This is a genomic window from Duganella sp. GW821-FHT07F09 (genome assembly GCF_059418705.1).
The window spans coordinates 60,953-78,995 of the sequence record NZ_JBWKQJ010000008.1 but is presented as its reverse complement, the minus strand read 5'-3'; the positions used below and the strand labels follow the sequence as shown (position 1 = coordinate 78,995).

General features: G+C 65.1%; 11 protein-coding genes and 1 pseudogene. 3 read left to right on the top strand and 9 right to left on the bottom strand.

Going from position 1 to position 18,043, the window contains the following annotated elements; translation table 11 throughout:
* Window positions 1–51: 51 nt before the first annotated feature.
* Complete coding sequence (locus tag AC07P1_RS21220; RefSeq protein WP_494697688.1) at window positions 52–2,052, top strand: TonB-dependent receptor; 2,001 nt, start codon at window positions 52–54, stop codon at window positions 2,050–2,052.
* A gap of 18 nt (window positions 2,053–2,070) precedes the next feature.
* Here AC07P1_RS21220 and AC07P1_RS21215 read toward each other — a convergent pair whose 3' ends face one another.
* The 8 genes and pseudogenes from AC07P1_RS21215 to AC07P1_RS21180 all read right to left on the bottom strand — a co-directional run bounded on the left by AC07P1_RS21215 (window position 2,071) and on the right by AC07P1_RS21180 (window position 13,712).
* Entirely contained in the window at window positions 2,071–2,526 is a 456-nt protein-coding gene (locus tag AC07P1_RS21215) for a hypothetical protein (RefSeq protein WP_494697687.1), read from the bottom strand.
* A 305-nt stretch (window positions 2,527–2,831) separates the two neighbouring features.
* Window positions 2,832–3,446 carry a carboxylesterase family protein gene (locus tag AC07P1_RS21210; RefSeq protein WP_494697931.1) on the bottom strand — a complete coding sequence of 205 codons (615 nt, stop codon included), beginning with the start codon at window positions 3,444–3,446 and terminating at the stop codon, window positions 2,832–2,834.
* Window positions 3,447–3,530: 84 nt separating this feature from the next.
* A pseudogene (locus AC07P1_RS21205) lies at window positions 3,531–7,028 on the bottom strand (carboxylesterase family protein); the annotation flags it as partial.
* Window positions 7,029–7,149: 121 nt separating this feature from the next.
* Window positions 7,150–8,256 carry a WD40/YVTN/BNR-like repeat-containing protein gene (locus AC07P1_RS21200; protein ID WP_494697686.1) on the bottom strand — a complete coding sequence of 369 codons (1,107 nt, stop codon included), beginning with the start codon at window positions 8,254–8,256 and terminating at the stop codon, window positions 7,150–7,152.
* Between the two features lie 22 nt (window positions 8,257–8,278).
* Window positions 8,279–9,646, bottom strand: a complete 1,368-nt coding sequence (locus AC07P1_RS21195) for a DUF1329 domain-containing protein (RefSeq protein WP_494697685.1) — start codon at window positions 9,644–9,646, stop codon at window positions 8,279–8,281.
* Between the two features lie 13 nt (window positions 9,647–9,659).
* Window positions 9,660–11,363, bottom strand: coding sequence for a DUF1302 domain-containing protein (locus tag AC07P1_RS21190; protein WP_494697684.1), 1,704 nt, complete (start codon window positions 11,361–11,363; stop codon window positions 9,660–9,662).
* Between the two features lie 55 nt (window positions 11,364–11,418).
* Entirely contained in the window at window positions 11,419–12,186 is a 768-nt protein-coding gene (locus AC07P1_RS21185; RefSeq protein WP_494697683.1) for a coniferyl-alcohol dehydrogenase, read from the bottom strand.
* 44 nt (window positions 12,187–12,230) lie between these two features.
* On the bottom strand, window positions 12,231–13,712 hold the full coding sequence (locus tag AC07P1_RS21180; RefSeq protein ID WP_494697682.1) for a benzaldehyde dehydrogenase: 1,482 nt from the start codon (window positions 13,710–13,712) through the stop codon (window positions 12,231–12,233).
* A 284-nt stretch (window positions 13,713–13,996) separates the two neighbouring features.
* On the opposite strand from AC07P1_RS21180, the gene AC07P1_RS21175 reads away from it, so the two are divergent.
* Entirely contained in the window at window positions 13,997–15,811 is a 1,815-nt protein-coding gene (locus tag AC07P1_RS21175) for a sigma 54-interacting transcriptional regulator (RefSeq protein ID WP_494697681.1), read from the top strand.
* Window positions 15,812–15,978: 167 nt separating this feature from the next.
* Here AC07P1_RS21175 and AC07P1_RS21170 read toward each other — a convergent pair whose 3' ends face one another.
* Window positions 15,979–16,899, bottom strand: coding sequence for a LysR family transcriptional regulator (locus tag AC07P1_RS21170; protein WP_494697680.1), 921 nt, complete (start codon window positions 16,897–16,899; stop codon window positions 15,979–15,981).
* A 135-nt stretch (window positions 16,900–17,034) separates the two neighbouring features.
* Between AC07P1_RS21170 and AC07P1_RS21165 the strand changes: the two genes are divergently transcribed.
* Window positions 17,035–18,018, top strand: a complete 984-nt coding sequence (locus AC07P1_RS21165; RefSeq protein ID WP_494697679.1) for an aldo/keto reductase — start codon at window positions 17,035–17,037, stop codon at window positions 18,016–18,018.
* Window positions 18,019–18,043: the final 25 nt, after the last annotated feature.

The following is an 18,043-nucleotide window of genomic DNA, read 5'->3' as shown; positions in this document are numbered from 1 at the left end:
TTCGGCTATCCACGGTGCGACCTGTCATGTTTTTTAGCTAGAGGTTTACCCATGAATATCCCACGCACGCTGCTGGCCAGCGCGATCCTGTCCGCCTTGTCCACCTTGGCGCACGCGCAGTCCACCGCCACCAAGTCCACCGACGGCACCGTTCCGCGCGTGATCGTCACCGCCACGCCTTTCGGCGACTCCGACAGCGACCAGATTCTGACCCCGGCCAAGGTGCTGTCGGGCGACGAGTTGCGCGACAAGGTAGGCAGCTCGCTCGGCGAGACGCTGTCGCAGGAGTTGGGCGTGTCGGCGTCGGCCTTCGGCGCCGGCGCTTCGCGTCCGATCATTCGCGGCCTGGAAGGCGCGCGCGTCAAGATGCTGGAGAACGGCATGGCCGTCTCCGACGTCTCCGGCCTGTCGAACGACCACGCGGTGGCCGGCGAGGGCGCGGTGGCGCAGCAGATCGAGATCCTGCGCGGCCCGGCGGCACTACTGTATGGCTCGGGCGCCATCGGCGGCCTGGTTAACATCGTCAACGAACGTATTCCGACCGTGCTGGAACCTAAGCTCACCGGTCAACTGGAAGCGCGCGGCAGCACGGTCGACGACGGCCGCAACGCGTCCGGCACCCTGGACGGCTCGGTGGGCAAAATGGCCTGGCACGTGGACGGCAACGCGCGCAACACCGACGACTACAAAATCCCCGGCAACCGTGTGCTCAACGATCCCGATTCGGCGTCCGGCCGCCTGCCGCACTCGGAGACGCGCCAGCGCAACGCCGGTGTCGGCTCGTCGTATGTCGACAGCTGGGGCTTCGTCGGCGCGTCGGTATCGCACCTGACCAACCTGTATGGCATTCCGAGCGACGAAGGTTCGAAGATCGACCAGAAGCAGACCCGCTACGACTTCGACAGCCTGGTGAAAGCGCCGCTGCCGGGATTCGAATCGTTCAAGTTCAAGGCCGGCTACACCGACTACGAACACGCGGAGCTCAACGACGAGAACCAGCCGGAGGTGATCTTCAAGAACCGTTCGCTGGAAACGCGCGCCGAACTGACGCACAAGCCGGTCGCCGGCTGGCATGGCACCTTCGGCGTGCAGACCGAGAACACGCACTTCTCGGCGCTGAGCGCCGAAGGCGGCGCCGATACGGTGCCGGTCACCCATTCGACGTCCACCGCCGCCTTCCTGGTCGAGGAGACCGAGGTCGGCGTGGTGCGCGTGAACGCCGGCGCGCGCGTGGAGCGCGTCAAGCGCAAGCCGGTCACCGGCGTCGATCGCTCGTTCGATCTGAAGTCTGCATCGGTTGGCGGCATGTGGCCGTTCGTGCCTGGTTATGGCTTGGGCGCGACGCTGTCGTACGCGCAGCGCGCACCGGCAACCGAGGAACTGTATTCGGCCGGTCCGCACGACGCCACCGTCACCTTCGATATCGGTAACGCCGATTTCAACAAGGAGACCTCGCGCAATATCGAGCTGTCGCTGCAGAAGACCACGGGCCTGGTGCGCTGGAAGGCCAACCTGTTCCGTAACAAGGTGAGCGATTTCATTTACGGCCAGATCACCGGCCAGCTGGTGGACGAAGAGGGCAATCCGGGCGACGAACTGCGCCAGCGTATCTTCCTGCAGGCCGATGCCACCATCCAGGGCGCCGAGGCGGAGCTGGAATACAATCCGCACGGCGCCGGCTGGTCGGGCCGCGTGTTTGCCGATACCACACGCGGCAAGCTGGATCGAGGCGGCAACCTGCCGCTGCAACCCGCCACCCGCGTCGGCGCAAGCACCGGTTACAAGATGGGACAATGGCGCGCCGGCCTGTCGCTGGTGCACGCGCAGTCGCAGGATCGCCTGGCCACGTTCGAGAGCACCGATACGCCGGGCTATAACCAGGTCAACGCCAATGTCTCGTACTCGCAGAAGATCGGCGCGTACGATTTGACGTGGTTCCTGCTGGCGAAGAATCTGACCAACGAGGAAATTCGCGTATCGACGTCGGTGTTGAAGGATATCTCGCCGCTGCCGGGCCGTAACGTGGTGTTCGGCGTGCGCGCGAAGTTTTAAAGACCTACGGTATCGGCGTCAGTCCCTGATGCCGATACCGTGGTTGATCGATTCGACGATCATATTTTCCGCCGCGTGCGTGATGTTCTCGTGGCGGAAAAAGTTGTAGATGAAGACGCCGCTCGGCGTTCCCTTCAAATCGCCGTCGCAATAGACGCGCGCGTTCCAGTCGGCGCCATGGCCAACGCTGTATGTTCCCAGATACGAAAACGTGCGTCCGTCTGTGGCGCGAATGTAGGATCCCTTGATCGGCCATTGATCGAGCCAGTACGTGGCCAATTGGGCCGCGTAGCGATTGGCGTCGGGAGGCGAACCGAATTCCTCCAACGGGTAGGTCTGCTCATGGACCATCTCGCAGGCCGACGTGGTGCCGCGATAAATACGGAAACGCGGCCGGTACTTGCCATCCTCCGACTTTACCGGCGTACAGACTATGTAGTGACCATCGCGTGCGAATGAACTTGACTCAGCCATATGTACCCTCGCTTCAAAGAAACACTGGTTTTTCAGCCTGCTTGCCGCGCTGCACAAGATAACCTCGCGTCTGCGGCATATCACCACCAATGCCCGGTTTTACGGGGCTGTGCCGGTATGTGTGCTGAAAGAGTAGCATAAGGAAGCGTCCTTATTCAATCGGGACATGACATAACTACAAAAATAATATTGCATCGCAGCATTGGGCGCAATCCGCAGGAATCGTTGTCACATGCGCACAACGGATCCACGCAGGGCGGATTAGCGAAGCGTAATCGGCCATGCATGCGTCACGGCGGCGCATGCTACGGCCAATACGTAGGTTTCAGCATCTCGGGCTGGCCCGTGTAACCATGCTTGCGCGCGAACGCCGCCAGTACCGGCGCCGCCTCCCGCCCGCCAAAAATCGACCACAGGAACATGCGCCCATACAGTTCGCTGCGCTCGCGCGGATCGTTTTGCATCGACGCGTCCTGCGCCAGCGAGGTTTTCAGCGCGGCCAGGCTGCCGTCATGCGCCACCATGCGCGTGCCGCCGTCCTTGCTGGTGTCGAACACCATCAGGCGCGGTTGCGCGGTGTCGGCGCTCCAGCGGCGCCATTCCGGCAGCGCGGCGCCCCCTGGCTCTCCATGACGGGCGAAGTGCGTCCAGTAACCGGCCATCGCATCCGAGACCTCCTTGCGTCCCGGCAGATTGGCCGGAGTGAAGGAGCGGAACGGATCGAACTCGCCATCCAGATCGCGGAACACGAACGCCACTTCCAGCACGTGCGCCGCCCCCAGCAAAATCTGCGGCTGGATCAGCGGAATCGCCGGCTGTTCGTCCCAATCGAAGCGATAGACCCAGACATCCTTATGGCCGGAGGCGATCATCGCGCCGGCCGGGGCGAGTGCGCAGTTGGTCTGCCACAGGTCGGACATGTAGGCCGCGTGCCGCTGGTAGCGGGCGCGGTCGCGCATCACCGGCAGCTTCCCGAACAGCATGCGCACGTAGTCCGGATTATTGGACATGAAGGTCTTGTACTCGTCGCGGTTGGTGCCGACGATGAATGGCACCGCGTGATAGCGGCTGCGGTCCGAGAACACCTCGGCCAGCGGCCCGGCCGGCAGCACGTAGCCGTCCTGTATAACCGTGGGCGAGTCGTAGAAGTTGAGCGCACCCTGTTTGATCGGCGCCAGCATGGCTTGCGGCGGCAGGCCGCGCGCGAATGCCTCGATGTCGTCCGCCGTCATCGACGCGATCAGCGCCTTGGCCGCCGCCCGGTCGGCGGCCCGGCCGTCCCGTTGCAGCCATTCGCACAGCAGCTCGCGCGAGCTGACAGCGTGGCCCGGTTGCGCGTCGTCGGTGTAGTTGCGCGCCTGCGCAAGCGTATGGCTGGCCGTTATCGGCGATTGCGCGATCGCCTTGTGGAACAGGCCCGCCGCCAGCGGACTGGCGAGCAGCGTGTAGACATTCCACCCGCCGGCCGATTCGCCGAAGATGGTGACGTTGCGCGGATCTCCGCCGAACGAGGCGATATTCCGCTGCACCCATTCCAGGGCCGCGATCAGGTCCAGCGTGCCGAAATTGCCGGAGCGGTCGGCCGGCGTGTCGTCCTCCCGCGCCAGCTCTTCGAGACTGAACCAGCCGAAGATGCCGAGGCGGTAGTTGGCCGACACCACGATCACCTGGTCGTGTCCCGCCAGATTGCGCAGCGTGGTGTAGGTGGCGGCGGTGCCGGAGGAGTTGGCGCCCCCGTGTATCCAGAACATCACCGGCAAGGCCTTGGCGCGCTGCCCGACCGCCCCCGCGGCGGTTCGCGGCGCGAAGATGTTGAGCGACAGGCAGTCCTCGGCGCCGGCAGGCTGGCCCCATTGGTCGGGCGGCAGCTCCAGCGTGACGCCGCCCGGCTGCATCGCCGGCTGTCCGCAGGCGGTCGCCTGGCGCACGCCTTCCCACGGCAGCGCGGGGCGGGGCGCCTTCCAGCGCAGCGGTCCAATCGGCGGTTGCGCGTACGGCAGGCCAAGCCAGGCGTGGGTGTCGTGCAGGTCCTCGCGGCCGACCACGGCGCCCGTTTCGGTGTGTCGCAGCGATTCGGGGGCCGGCGTGGCCGGATCGGCCTTGACGCCCGGTGGCGACGGCTGGCGTGCCGTCTTCCCCGGCATCAGGAAGTGCGCCAGCGCGGGCACCAGCACCAGGGCGCCGACCATATTCCACAAGAACATGAAGGCCAGCAGGATACCCATATCGGCCTGGAATTTGATCGACGAGAACAGCCAGGTCGCCACCGCCACCGCCAGGGTCACGCCGGTCAGGATGACGACGCGGCCGGTGAACTGCAGCGCGTGCAGATAGGCCGCCGACAGGCTGTCGCCGGCGCGCATGCGGCTCAACATCACGCTGAGCACATACAGCGCATAGTCGACACCGATGCCGACGCCCAGCGCGATCACCGGCAAAGTAGCCACTTTGACGCCCATGCCCAGCACCACCATCAGCACTTCGCACAGGATCGACGTGAGCACCAGCGGCAGCACCGCCACCAGCACCGCGCGCCATGAGCGGAAGGTGGCGTAGCACAGCAGGATCACGGCGCCATAAACCCAGAACAGCATGTCGCGCATGGCCTTCTTGACGACGATGTTGGTGGCCGCCTCGATACCGGCGCTGCCGGCCGCCAGCTGGAACTGCACGTCCGGCGTGTTGTTGGCGGCGGCGAAGGCTTCGACCGCGTCCACCACGCGGGTGAGCGTTTCGGCCTTGTGGTCCTTCAGGTAGACGTACAGCGACAGCAGCGAGCAGCTTTGGTTGAACAACTCGCGCGGCGCGCGGGTTTGCACGGCGCCCAGCGCGCCGGCGTTGGGGATCAGGTCAAACCATTTGAAGTTGCCTTCGTTGTAGCCGGTGGTGGCCAGTTTGCTCAGCGCCGCCATCGAGTTGGTCGAGTCGACGCCGGGCAGCTGTTCCAATTGCCACGCCAGTTCGTCCACCTTGGACAAGGTGCCGTATTGGGTGCACTGGTCCGGCGGCGTCTTGATCATGACGACGAAGATGTCCGAGCTGGCGGCGTAGTTGGACACCAGGTAGCCGTTGTCGCGGTTGTAGCGCGAGTCCGCGCGCAGCTCCGGCGCGCCCGGATCGAGATCGCCGACCTTGAGATTGAGGCTGTAGGCGAAACCCAGGCCGCCCAGCAGCACGCTGGCGGCCACGGTGACCGCCGCCCAGCGGCGCTGGGTAAAGCGGTCGAGGAAGGTCCACAGCCATGGTTGTTTCTTGTCGCCGCCACTGTCGGCCTGGAGGGTGCGTTGCGCCGCCTTGGCGCTGACGCCGGTGTACGACAGCAGCACCGGCAGCAATACCAGATTGGTTAAGATCAGCACCGCCACGCCGATGCTGGCGATGACGGCGAGATCCTGGATCACCTTGATCTGGATGCTGACCAAGACCAGGAAGCCGACCGCGTCGCATAGCAGCGCGGTCAGGCCGGCGGCGAACAGGCGGCGGAAAGTGTAGCGGGCGGCGACCACGCGGTGCGTGCCGCGTCCGACGTCCTGCATGATGCCGTTCATTTTCTGGGCGCCGTGGCTCATGCCGATGGCGAACACCAGGAACGGCACCAGGATGGAGTAGGGATCGAGCTCGTAGTGCAGGGTGGCGAGCAGGCCGCATTGCCACAGCACCGCCACCAGCGAACATACCACCACCAGCGTGGTGCTGCGCCAGCAGCGCGTGTACCAGTAAAGCACGCCGCCGCAGATGGCGATCGCCAGCACGAAGAACAGCAGCACCTGCTGCAGGCCCTCGATCAGGTCGCCGACGATCTTGGCGAAGCCGGTGATGTGGATGTTGACGCCTTCCTTCTCGTACTTGACACGGATCTTCTCCAGGCTTTCGGACAGCACGCGGTAGTCCAGCGCCTCGCCGGTTTGCGGCACCTTGTCCATCAGCGGCACGAAGACGATGCTGGATTTGAAGTTGGAGGCCACCAGTTGGCCGATTTCGCCGGAACGGGCGATATTGGCGCGCAGCTGCTCGAGGCTTGCGGTGGAGCCGTCGTAGCCGTCCGGGATGACGGTGCCGCCATCGAGGCCATCCTCGGTCACGGCGGCCCAGCGCGTGCTTGGGGTCCACAGCGACTTCATGAAAGGCCGGTCGACGCCCGGCAACAGGAACAACTCGTCGTTGAGGCGCTGCAGGGTGTCGAGGTAGGCGCGGTCGTAGATGGTGCCGTTCTTTGCCTCCACCGCGATGCGCACCGAGTTGCCCAGGCCATTGAGATCGCTCTTATTGGCCAGGTAGTTCACCACGTAGGGGTGGGCGCTGGGGATCATCTTCTCGAAGCTGGCATTGAGCTTGATGCGCGTGGCCTGGAAGCCCAGCACGATCGTCGCCAGCAGGCAGAGGAAAATCACCAGCGGGCGGTAATTGAATAGCGCGCGTTCGCCGAGATTGCCGGAGGCGGTGTCGAAGTCCTCGAGTCGCCGTATGACAGGCTGTTGTTCCAAGTCGTTATCTGTGTTCATGATGCTCCAACCATGTTCGTATAAGAGAGGGGCTCTGATCCACGTAGGGCGGATTAGGCGGAACGCCGTAATCGGCCATGCATGCGCCGACGGCTGTTCATCGATGGCCGATTACGCTGCGCTAATCCGCCCTACGTGTTTCCGCGATTCGGCGCACGCCGCGTAATCCGGCCACCACCAGCGCGCCGTCGCCGGCCTGCGTGACCGCCGCCAGCGGCAGCGCGGTACCCGCCTGCGCGGCAAAGGTGCGGCCGTCGTCGCGGCTCACCAGCACGTCGCCGCCCTGGCTGACCAGCACCACGGCGCCGTCGCTCATCACCGTGCCGGCGGCCAGCGACGCCTGGACCCCGGTCGTGACCTGGCTCCATGTCATGCCCTGGTCGGTGGAGCGGAACGCGTTGCCGCGCAAGCCGTACGCCAGCAGCACGCCGCCGCGCGCGGAGAGCAGCCCGAAATAGCTGCCCTTGTACGGCGTCGGCAGGGCGCTGAAACTATCGCCCTTGTCGGTGGAGCGCAGCAGCAGGCCCTGTTCACCGGCCAGGTAGATGGCGTTGGCGGTGCCGCGCATGCCGTACAGGTGCAGTCCCTTGGGATTGGCGACGCGGCTTTGCCAGGGCTGCCAGGTGGCGCCGCCATCGACGGTGCGGAACATCATGTTGTAGGCGCCCAGCACATAGCCGCTGGTGGGGCTATCGAAGTACAGATCGAGGAAAGGCTTGTCCGGACCGTCGTCGACAAGGCGCTGGGCGTCCGCCACCGCCTTGTCGCGCTCCGGGCCGAAGGAGGCGCTGGCGTCGCTCAGCACCAGCGCGGCGGCCTGGATGCCGTCGAGCCGCTTTTGCCACGTGGCGCCACCGTCCGTGGTGCGCAGCACCACGCCCTGATGGCCGACAGCCCACCCGTTCTTGCTGTCGACGAACTGCAGCGCCGTGAGGCTGACGCTGACCGGCACCGCCGCCTGGCGCCAGGATTTGCCGGCGTCGTCGGAGTACAGGATGATGCCCCGTTCGCCGGCCGCCACCAGCCGCGTGCCGGCGCCGCCGACCGCCAGCATCGCCGCGTGCAGCGCCTTGGGCGTGACCAGCGCCGGCTGGGCCAGGGCCGCCGGCACCGCCACCTTGTCGCCGGTGTTTGCATGGACGGCGCCGGCGACCAGCGCCAAGGTCATGGCCGCGGCCAGCGGCGCCGCGCGGAAGCGTGTGAAGAGTGGATTCGATCTGACCATCATTTACCTTTCAGTGGTCTAAGGCTTAGCGCGAACCTTGATTTGCCAACTCTTCGGGGCCAAAGTAGCTGGCCGGCAGGCGCGGAATGACTTTGTACTGGGTCGGCATTTCATTGGATGCCTCGTTCAGCAGATAGGCGCCGGTCTGCACGTTGTACGTGCCCCACATGACATTGCCCAGCACCGCCGGGATGTCCGGCGCCATCAGGGTCAAGGTGTAGTTGCCGCGCCAGATCTGGCCTTGGGCGTCGTAGCCGTCCACCAGGATGATCTGCCAGGTATCCTCGTCGAGGTAGTAGCGGCGTTTGGTCACCACGTGGCGTTTGCCGGGGATGAGCGTCGCTTCGACTTCCCACACGCGGTGCAGTTCCCAGCGCACCAGGTCCGGATTGAGGAACTGCGGGCCTACCAGGTCCGCGATCTTGGCGCTGCCCGCGCGGTTGTTGTTGTACGGGATGTACATCTCTTTTTTGCCGACCAGTTTCAGCTCGTGGTGGTCGATAGGCCCGAACAGCATGAACGCTTCGTCGAACAAGCCGATGCCGGAGGTGACCGAATCGGGCGTGTCGTACGACACCGACGGCGCGCGGCGCACGCGGCGCTGGCCCACCAGGTACTGCCAGATGGCGCGCGGCTTGGCCTCGTTGATGCCGTCGTGGACCAGGATGCCTTCGCCTGCCTTGGAGGCGGGCGCGCGCGTGATCAGGCGGCCGAACTGGTAGATGCCGTCGAATTTATCCAGGCTGCCGTCCTTGAAGTAGTAAGGGCGCATGAAGGTCTGTTCGGCTTCGGTGGCGGTGGCGCGCTTGCCGTCGGGGGTGACGATGACGGTCCGCAGCGGCATGATCGCCGCCTCGCCGGTCCATGCCAGACGGTGGTTCATGATCGCCTCGTAGCCGGTTTTGGGGATCGGGAACGGGATGCCGCCGTAGGCTCCTTCGGCGCCGTAGCCGCCGTCGACCGACTTGGCGCGGGTGGCGTTTTTGAATGTGTTTTCATAGACCCAGGCAGGGGCGCCGCCGGTGCGATGGGTAGGGTAGATGTCGAGCCGGTAGTTCGGGTACTTTTTCAGCATCGCCACCGTGGCGGCGGACAGCTTGGCCGCGTACTGGTCGACGTTCTTGCCGGTGATGGCCAGTACCGGCTTTTCGGCGGCGAACGGATCGGCGCGGAAGTCGCCCGGCTTGAAGCCCGCCGGCACCTTGGCGTAGGCGCCTTCCCAAGCGGGAATCGAGCCGTCCTTGTTGCCGGCTTTCTCGGCGCCCAGCGGCGTCAGCGTGGTTTGCAGTTTGGCCGCTTCGTCGGCGGTGACGGCGGCGCCGGCGTGCATCGGCAGCGCGGCGGCCAGGGTGATGGACAGCGATGCGGCGGCCAGTTTCAGGGATGTCTTCATTTTAGTTATGTCCTTAGAAAGAGCGTTTGATGTTGAAGGAGATGTAGTCGCGGTCCTTCAATGACTGGGCGTAGCTCAGGATGGGCATGTTGGTTGCCGGGTTGTTCTTCAGGAAGGTGCCGGTCCCGCCGAGGAATTTGACGTAGCTGATGCCGAACTTCCAGTCCTGGTGGTAGGTGGCGTTGATGCCGATATTGAAGTCGCCGCCGTGTTCGGAGCCGCCGTTGAAGTTGAAGATGGCGCGCGAACGGCCGTCGATGTTATAGCCGATGCCGATCGGGATCGTCAGGTCCAGTCCATCGATGACCTGGTAATAGGCCGGTTCGAAGATGACGCGGGCGGCGGTGGCGTCGCGCGTGGTGTTCGGATCGAGCGAACCCTGGAAATCGACGCTGGTGGCGCGGTTCCATGCGATTTCGCCGAGCAGCGAGGCGCCCTGGAAGAATGGGTTGGTCGGCATGACATAGATCGCCGACAGGTTGATGTGCGCCGTGTTGCCGACGGCGTAACCCGGATTGCCGCTGTTGTTGGCGATAGTGCCGATGCCGTTCCTCGACAGGAAATTGGGCGTCGGGTCGCTGACCAGCGGCGTGTTGCGGCGGATCGAGGCCTCCGCGGCGACGTTCACGCCCAGCATCACGGTGCTGGCGCTGACGCCGAAGGTGCGGATGTTTTCGGCGTAGACGGCTTGTACGGTGGACGGCGCGCCCGGCGGGAAGGATGGCGCGAAGCCCAGGTAGAAGTAGGGCGACTTGTCGTGGTAGCGGGCCGCGTAGAAGCCGTATTCGACGTCCGAGTCCGACGGCGCCCACTTGAGCTGCACGCCGCCCTGGCCGGAGTTCTTGGCCTTCATGTCCGGCTGGGTGATGAAGGCCGGCGCGCCGCTGTTGGTCGGCGCGACCAGGAAGGCGGTGGCGCCGGCGCCGGCGGCGTCGTAGGAACTGAGGTAGCTGCCGGCGCCCGGGATCAAGGTCGGCCTCCATTCGAACTGGTAGTAGCCGCCGATGGAGACGGTCGGCGCCACCTGCAACTGGCCGGAGACCTGGTTGACGGGACGCAGGATCTCCTTGAACTGCGCGCCCGGTACGCTGAGCAGCTTGACCAGGTCGACCGGTCCCTGCGCGTTGGCGATGCCGTTGGCGCCGAAGAACAGGCTCTCGCCATATTGCAGCGTGTGGCGGCCGACGCGGATGGTGCCGGGTAGCTCGCCCAGGGTGCCCTTGGCGAAGACGAAGGCGTCCAGCAGTTCGGCATTGCGGCCGTGGAGCACCTTGGTGCCTTTTGCGAAGCGGTTGGCGCTTTGGCCGTTCAGGGTGACGGCGTTGCTGGCGGACGAGCCGTTGTCGTTGGTGCCCATATAGGCGTCGTCGTACCAGCCGGCGGCGCTGATGCGCATGCCCAGCGTGCGGGTGCCGAGGTCGAATTCGGACAGCCAGTCGATCCGGCTCGAGACGATGCCCTTGTTGCGGAAGTTCTGGTTGCCGTCGTCGAGGTTATAGCCGGTGAAATCGCCCGGACCGGCCGACGGATAGCCGCCGGCCAGCAGGCGCGAATCGGCGTCCTGCAGGCGATAGGCGCCGCTGTACTTGAAAGTGTTGTTCCAGCTGATCTTCAGTTCCGGATTGGACGTTTCGAAATCGTAGGCGTGGGCGGCGGGAAGGGCTGCCGTCACCGCCATGGCCAGTATGCTCCGGCTCAGGCTTTTCTTGGTATGCATTGCTGTCTCCAGGTTTTAGTTATATGTGTGGTTCTAGGTGCAGTGGTCTTGGATGTCAGATAAAGGTCGAGGCCAGCCCTCCATCGACGGGGATGTTGACGCCGCTGATCCAGCGCGATTCGTCGCTGCACAGGAAGCTGACGACGGAGGCTATTTCGTCGGCGTAGGCCGGGCGCTTCATGCGGTGCGCGTCGCGCTGCACGCGCTCCTCGCCCAGCATGGAGACGAAGTCGCCCAGGATGGGCGTGAACACCGGTCCCGGCGCCACGCTGTTCATACGTACCGAATGCTCCAGGAACCACTTCTGCGATTGGGCGTAGGTCCAGACGATCAGCGCTTCCTTGAAATACTGGTAGCAGGTCTCGTCCGGCACCGGATGCTTGTCCAGCCAGGCCTGGCCGGCCGCGAAGCCTTCCGTGGCCGCCAGTTCTTTGTGCAGGTCGAGGCGCGTCGGCCATTCGGCGCCGAGGATGGAGGCGACATTGACGATGGAGGCGCCGGCCGGCATGCGCGGCAGCACGCCCGAGGTCAGGTAGCGCAGGCCGAGGTAATTGACCTTGGCCAGCAGCGCCGGATTGGCGGTGCCCGGCACGCCGGCGATATTGCACAACGCGTCCACGCGCTGCGGCAGTTTGGCGATGGCGTCGTCGATGCTGCCGGTGCTGGCCAAGTCCACGGACACGAAGCCGTCCAGCGTGAGGCCTGGATCGTTGCGGTCCATGCCGATGACGCTGGCGCCCTCGAAGCGCGCCAGCCGCGCCACTTCGGCGCCGATGCCCGACGCGGCGCCGGTGACGACGATCGTCTTGTTACGTAACTTCATGTTGTCTCCTTGTGGTTATTGGTGTTATGCGGTTATGCGTGGTGTCAGAAAGGGTAGCGCGGTGCTTCTGTTTTGATCGTGAGCCATTGCAGTTGCGTGAATTCGTCCCAGTCGACGGTGCCGCCGTGGCGGCCGCCGTTGCCCGAGGTGCCGCCGCCGCCGAACGGCGCGTGCGCCTCGGCCACCACGGTCTGGTCGTTGATGTGCACATGGCCGGACGGCACGCTGTCGGCGATGCGCATCGCGCGGGTGAGATCGGGCGTGATCACGCCCAGCGCCAGGCAGCCGGTGGTCGCCGAGGCCAGCGCGACGGCTTCCTCGTCGGTGTCGAACACCGTGATCGACGCCACGGGGCCGAACAGCTCCTCCTCGAAGCAGCGCATGCCGGCACGCGCGCCTGTCAGCACCGTCGGTTTGTAGAACTGGCGGTCGAAGGTGCCGCCGGCCAGCAGCGTCGCGCCGCCGGCGACGCTGTCCTCGACGATGGCGTGCAGGCGCTGGACCTGGCGCGCGCTGATCAACGGTCCGAGCGCGACGTCGCCGCCCATAGGATCGCCGACCGGCAGATGGCGCGCCTTGTGGGTCAGGCGTTCGATCACCGCGTCGGCGATGCCGCGCTGGAGCAGGATGCGGCCGGCGCACATGCAGATTTGTCCCTGGTGCAGGAAGGTGGCCCAGGCGACGTTGGAGGCGGCGACGTCCGGATCGGCGTCGTCGAGGATGATCAGCGAGTTTTTGCCGCCCAGTTCCAGCGACATCTTCTTCAGGTGGCGGCCGGCCAGTTCGCCGACGCTGTGGCCCGCCGCCGTCGATCCGGTGAAAGCGATCATGCCGATGTCCGGGTGGCCGCACATGGCCTGGCCGGCATCGGCGCCGCCCGGCAGCACGTGCAACAGGCCTTTGGGCAGGCCGGCCGCCTCGAAGATGCGGGCGATCAGCACGCCGCCGCTGATCGGGGTTTGCAGGTCCGGCTTGTGGACCACGGCATTGCCGGTGGCGAGCGCCGGCGCGATCGAGCGGATCGACAGGATCAGCGGGAAGTTGAACGGCGAGATCACGCCGACCACGCCGTGCGGCACGCGGCGCGCGATGCTCATGGTGCCGGTGGCCGAGGCCAGCAACTGGCCCTTGGGCTGCGTCAGCATGGCCGCCGCTTCCTGCAGGTGGGCGATGCCTTCGCGCAGTTCGAGATCCGCCTTGGGACGGATGGCGCCCGTCTCGCGCACGATCCAGGTCGACAGCTCGTCGTGGTGCTGCGCGATCAGCGCGGCGGCGCGGCGGAAGATGGCGGCGCGCTCCTTGTAGTCCGATTTGGCCCAGGCTTTTTGCGCTGCGCGCGCCTGGACGCCGGCGACCAGGATGTCGGCGGCGTTGGCCAGGCCGACGCGGCCCAGCTGCTCGCCGGTGGCCGGTTCCGTGAATACGTGGGTGCCGCCCTGGGAGGCGATCCATTCGCCGTTGAAGATGCGGTCGCGCCAGATGGCGGGGCTGAGGAAGGCGCCGCCGGCGCCGTGGATGTCGCTCATGTCTGTCTCCTTGGTTGATTGGGTGGGGCACTCTCGTCCCTTAGCACGCTAGTTGCATAAGGTTCGCTTGCCGCTCTTTCCTTAGCTATTACAAGTTGCGTGCCAGCGATGTGTGGTTTCGGTTTAGTGCGGCGCACCATGACCGATTCGCCGGGCTGGACGACGAATTCACGACGCGCGGTTGCGCGTCGCAGCATCAATCTGGCGGCCGGGCCGCTTGATCAAATGATCAACCAGGAGAACTACCGATGTATGATTTGATAAAAAATGACGAAAGCGGAGACATGAGCAAGCGTGAACGCGTTTCGCTGGCGGAGGTATCCCAGGCCACCGGCAAGATGCTGAACCGGGGCGACAGCGCCCATTTGAACGAGGGCGCGGCACCGACCCTGGACGACATCACCCAGAGCCTGCATTTTTCGCCGGGCGATGGCCGCATATGGTTGAATGGCCAGCGCATGCAGCTGGTGCACATGACGTCACTCGGCTCGCTGCGGCGCGAACTGCTGGAAAGCATAGGCCCCGAGCGCACGCGCGGGCTGCTGACGCGGGTCGGCTATTCGGCCGGCGCGCGCGACGCCCAGCTGCTGCGCGAACGCTGGCCGGATGCCGATCCGGCTGCGCTGTTTTCGGCAGGTCCGCGTATGCACTCGCTCGAAGGCGCGGTCAAGGTCGAGGCGCTGCACTTCGAATTCGACGTGGAACTGGGGACCTATCGCGGTGAATTCCTGTGGCACCACTCCGGCGAGGACGAGGTGCACACCGCCGATTTCGGCATCGGCACCGAGCCGGCGTGCTGGATGCAGACCGGCTATGCGATCGGCTACACCAGCGCGATGATCGGGCGTTTGACGATTTATCGCGAGATCGAATGCATGTCGATGGGGCACAAGCACTGCCGCCTGATCGGCAAGCCGGCCGACGAGTGGGACAACGTCGAGGAGGACCTGCGTTTCCTGAACGCCGAGGCCTTCGTCAGCACCACGGCCTATAGCGAACCGCACGCGCACCAGAAGGCCGCGATACTGGCGGGCGACGACGAGCGGCCCTACGCGGACAAGGAGATGGTGGGCGTGTCGTCGGCCTTCAACGCGGCCTGCCATATGCTCAAGCGGGTGGCGCCGACGGCGGCCACGGTGCTGTTCACCGGCGAATCGGGCGTCGGCAAGGAGCTGTTCGCATACATGCTGCACCAGATCGGCAAGCGCAAGGAACAGCCCTTCGTCGCCGTCAACTGCGCGGCGATACCGGAGACGCTGATCGAATCGGAATTGTTCGGCGTCGAGCGGGGCGCCTTCACAGGGGCGACGCAGTCGCGGCCCGGGCGCTTCGAGCGCGCCAGCGGCGGCACGCTGTTCCTCGACGAGATCGCGACGTTGAGCCTGGTCGCGCAGGGCAAGTTGCTGCGCGCTTTGCAGGAGGGAGAGGTCGAGCGGGTCGGTGGCGTGCGCAGCGTGAAGGTCGACGTGCGGGTGGTGGCGGCCACCAATGTCGATCTGCGCGAGGAGATCAGGCAGGGGCGCTTCCGCGAGGATTTGTTCTTCCGCCTGAATGTGTTCCCGATCCATCTGCCGCCGCTGCGCGACCGCCGCGACGACATTCCGCTTTTAATGGGCTACTTCATGCGGCATTATGGGCAGAAGCACCAGCGCCGGTTGACGGGGTTCACGGCGCGCGCGGTCGACGCGCTGCTTAACTATCACTTCCCGGGGAATATACGGGAGCTGCAGAATTTGGTGGAGCGCGGGGTGATCTACGCCAACGAGGATGGCCCGATCGATTTGCCGCATCTGTTCACCAGCGGCGAGGAATCGCAGGCTTCCTACTTTTCGCTGGCGCAGACGGGCAGGTTGACCAGCCAGGGCGCGGCGGCGGCACCCGCGGCGACGGTCAGCTCGGAGCTGTTGGATGTGCTGCCGTCGATGCTGGGCGAGGCGGCCGACGGCAAGTCGCAGGCGTGGTCGCTGGACGCGCTGGAAAGCACGCTGATACTGGCGGCGGTCAAGCGCGCCGACGGCAATCTGTCGGCCGCCGCGCGGATGCTGGGCCTCACCCGCCCGCAGTTGTCGTACCGGATGAAGAAGCTGCAGGAAGTATGAAAACCCCGGAGACACGTAGGGCGGATTAGCGCAGCGTAATCCGCCATGCATGCGTCGTCGGCGGCGCATGCATGGCGGATTACGGCGTTCCGCCTAATCCACCCTACGTGTATCCGCGAGATATCGTAGTTTCGTGGTCGATGCGCATCCGCGATAAATCCAAGCCGTCAGCTCGCGGTGATCTTTTCCAGCTCCACACTGATCTGCCGGCAGCTATGATGCAGCGCGTCGATGAATCTATTGACGCTCTCCGAATCCGGCCGGAACAACGGCGTCACCAGGTTCACCGAATACGGCACCGGATGCGAGAAACGCCGGATCTGCAACCCGCTCCGCGCATACTCCAGCGCCGTCAGCGGATTGACGATCGCCACGCCGACGCCCAAACTCACCGTCGCGCACACCGCCGCCGCGCTGTGCGTCTCGACCACCATCCTGCGCTCCACGCCATGCTCGCGGAACGTGTTGTCGACCATCTTGCGATACGGGTCGCCGGCCGCCAGATACACGAAGTCGATGCCCGCAAAATCCTGCGGCGTCAAGGTGCGCTTTTCGCACAGGCGGTGGCGCGGGGGCAGCACGCACACCACATCCATCGTCAGCAGCGCTTCCATTTTGGTCCCCGGCGGAATACCCGGTTCCTCGGTCAGCCCGAGGTGATAGCGCTGGCTGGTCAGCGACTCCTGCAAGGCCGGGCTCTCGAGCGGCGTTATATTCAAACTCACCCCGGGGAACTTGCTGCAAAAGTGCTGGCTGGCGCGCGGCAGCAGCGTGCTTGAGAAGGCCGGCAGGCAGGCCACGGCGATCTGCCCGTGGCGGAAATGGCGCAGCGCCTCGATCGCGTTGCCGATCCGCTCCAGCCCCAGATAGCTGCGCTGGACCTCGTCGAACAACATCAGCCCATGCTCGGTGGGCACCAGCTTGCCGCCGCTGCGCTTGAACAGCGTCAGCTGCGTCAGCTTCTCGAACCGGCTCAATTCCCGGCTGATGGTCGGCTGCGAGGTGTGCAGGATCTCGGCCGCGCCGGTCGTGCTGCCCGACGTCATCACCGCCCAAAACACCTCAACGTGGCGAAAAGTAAAGCCCATGGCATCCCCGCTTGAATTCAGATCACTGAACTATATCAGGAATGAATAGCATGTGAACATATTGATATTATGTTTTCGTTGCTAAAACTTTCATACTGAACGCACTGGAATTTTCAACGGAAAGCGGATCAGCTTATGAGATATCGTCGTTTTGGCCGGCTGGCCTGGAAGGTTTCCGACGTCGGTTACGGCATGTGGGGCGTGGCGGGCGGCGAGGGTGGATGGACCGGATCGAGCGCCAGCGCCGGCATGGAGGCGCTGCACCACGCGATCGTCGGTGGCTGTAACTTCTTCGACACCGCCTGGATCTACGGGCGCGGTGAAAGTGAGCGCATGCTGGGCAGCGCGCTGCGCGACCACCCCGAAAAAAAGCTGTACGTGGCCACCAAGGTGCCGCCGAAAAACCGCGAGTGGCCGTCGCGGCGCGGCGACCGCATCGAGGACATCTTCCCGGCGGCGCACATCCATGAATACGTCGGCCGCAGCCTGGAGTGCCTGGGCACCGATACCATCGATCTGCTGCAGTTCCACGTATGGGAAGACGCGTGGGCCGGCGAGGAATCCTGGCAGCGCGCGGTCGAGGACCTGAAGCGCCAGGGCATGATCGGCGGCGTCGGCATCAGCGTCAATCGCTGGGAGCCGGCCAATGTGCTCGACACCCTGCGCACGGGATTGATCGATTCGGTGCAGGTCATCTACAACATCTTCGACCAGGCGCCGGAAGACCAGTTGTTCCCGCTGTGCCGCGAACTCGATATCGGCGTCATCGCCCGGGTGCCGTTCGACGAGGGTTCGCTGACCGGCATGCTGCGCGAGACGACCACCTGGCCGGAGGGCGACTGGCGCGCCAGCTACTTCGTCCCCGAGAACCTGGCGCCGACGGTGGCGCGGGTCGAGGCGCTGCGCACCGCGTTGCCGGCCGACGCCAACATGGCGCGTATCGCGCTGCGCTTCATCCTCGCCACCGATTCGGTGGCCACGGTGATCCCCGGCATGCGCTCGGTGGCCCACGTGGACGCCAACCTGGCCTGTTCCGGCGCCGTGCCGCTGGACCCGCGCATCCTGGACATGCTGCGCCGGCATCGCTGGGACCGCGAGCCGACGTGGTGGTCGCAATAGCCTTTTAGCCGCATCCGTTTCACTT